The organism is Brevibacterium samyangense (genome assembly GCF_039529845.1).
Classification (GTDB): domain Bacteria; phylum Actinomycetota; class Actinomycetes; order Actinomycetales; family Brevibacteriaceae; genus Brevibacterium; species Brevibacterium samyangense.
Genome location: NZ_BAAANO010000013.1, coordinates 111790 through 113915 on the forward strand (window position 1 = coordinate 111790; position 2126 = coordinate 113915).

The following is a 2126-nucleotide window of genomic DNA, read 5'->3' on the forward strand; positions in this document are numbered from 1 at the left end:
CGTCGTGTCCTCCGGATCGTCCTCGTCGTCCTCGAGGTACGGGATCTCGTCGGTGCGCGACTTCCGTTCCTTCACCGGGCCCGAGGGCTCGGTGTCGAGGGCGATCGTCGCGGACAGGACCGGGGCGCCGTGGGCCGCGGGGACGGCGACGCCGTCGGGGGAGAAGTCGAGTTCGTCGTCGGTGAGATTGTTCCGGGCCTCGAGGAGCGCCTCGCGGAGGGACCGAGCGCTCTGCGGGCGGTCCTCGGGTGCGCGGCTCGTCGTCCACAGGACGAGTGCATCGAGCAGCGGGCTGAGACCGGGCAGGCGTTCGGACGGGGCCGGAACGGTGTCGTGGACATGCCGGTAGGCGACCTGGATCGGCACCTCGTCGGTGTACGGCTGCGAGCCCGTGAGCATCTCGTAGAACATGATGCCGAGCGTGTAGAGGTCCGTCCGCGCATCGGCCCCCGTGCGGGTGACGAGTTCCGGTGCAACATACCCGACGGTGCCGATGAGCGTCTTCGTCGTCGTCGAGTTGCTCATCCCGCGGGCGAGCCCGAAGTCCGCGAGTTTGATCCGCCCGTCCGCTCCGAGGAGGACGTTGTCGGGTTTGAGATCGCGGTGGATGATGCCGGCCTCGTGCACGACCTCGAGGCCCGCGAGGACCGCGTCCATGACGACGATCGCCTGGCGCGGGGTGAGCCGTCCGCGGTGCTTGAGTTCCTTGCGGAGCGTCACCGAGGGCAGGTACTCCATGACGAGGTAGACGACGTCCCCGTCCTGTCCCTGATCGTTCACCGACACGAGGTTGGGGTGCGAGAGCTTCGCGGCATTGAGCGCCTCCCGGTGGAAGCGTTCGACCATCGCGGGGTCCTGCGTGAGGTGCGCGTGCATGACCTTCACCGCGATCTCGCGGTCGAGGCGCAGATCGACGCCCCGATACACCATCGCCATTCCGCCGCGGGCGACGACGGCATCGACCCGGTAGCGTCCGTCGAGGACGAGACCGAGGAGGGGGTCACGCAAAGTGGTCGTCATCGGTCGCTTTCGCTCCGGTACCGCTCCTTGAGCACCTGGACATTCGTCACATAGCGCTTGGTGTCCGAGTACATGCCGTTGTCGCGGACGGATCCGAGACCCTGGTAGTAACCCGCGAGGGCCTGCTGTTCACCTTCGGCGTTCTGCAACTGCCAGCGGATGATCGCGATGCCCGCGGTGATGTTGTCCTGGGTGTCGAGGAGATCGATGGTCTCCCCGGTGAGCATCTCGGCCCATTCCCCGGAGGTCGGGATGACCTGCATGACGCCGATCGCGTTCGCGGGGGAGACGACGCCCTGCTGGAAGCCGGACTCCTGTTCCGCGAGGGCGAGAGCGAGAGCCGGATCGACGCCCATCCGGGACGCGGTGTCGCGCACCATGTCCTTGATCTCGGACTTCGACGGCAGGTCCATCGACTGGAGGGTGTCCTTGTTCACCCGCGCGGCGGTGTGCACGTCGTCGGGGTACTCCCGTCCCTCGAAGGACTTCGGGAGCTTCGGGAGCTCGGAGTCGTCCGGGGTCTCCTCCGCGGGGCGGGTGCTCGTGGCCCCGCTGCCGCTGAGGGAGAGGAGCTCACCGATGCGGATGATCGTCGAAACGCCCATCGCGTTGGCCTTCTGGAGGGCCTCGACGCTCGTGTCGTAGCGGTTCGCGATCCCGCCGAGGGTCTCTCCGGACTTCACGACGTGACCGGCCGGGGCCGGGGTCCCGCTCTTCTCCGGCAGGGACAGGACCTGGCCGGGGTGGATGAAGGCGTTCGAGGACAGGGAGTTGAGGTCGAGGAGCGCGGGTACGGAGACGCCGTGCTTCTTCGCGATCCCGATGAGGGTGTCGCCCTCGCGGACCTGATAGGTGCGGCCGCCGTGGGAGACGGGGACCGCCTCGGTGACGGTGCCGCTGATGAAACCGGGTCCGTTGAGGGTGCGAACGGCCGTGGTGGCTCCGGCGGAGGCGGGAACGCCGGCCGCGGCGGTCGCCGTGTCCGTCGACGGGGCATCAGTGGTCGGCGCGGGCACCTCACCACGGATGTGGGAACCCTCACGTGCGTCCTTGTCCGGGCCGGCCGCGTGTGCGGCGGGCGCACCGAAGGTGCCGCCGGCGAGGAC

2 protein-coding genes are annotated in these 2126 nt (G+C 68.7%); both read right to left on the reverse strand.

What is annotated here, in order from left to right; all coding sequences use genetic code 11:
- Positions 1 to 1020 (reverse strand): protein kinase domain-containing protein (locus ABD172_RS07295; protein WP_344308312.1); only part of this gene is annotated, 1020 nt, incomplete at its 3' end.
- Positions 1017 to 2126: lytic transglycosylase (locus ABD172_RS07300; RefSeq protein WP_344308314.1), on the reverse strand; the 1110-nt coding region annotated here is incomplete at its 5' end. The genes ABD172_RS07295 and ABD172_RS07300, both read right to left, overlap by 4 nt.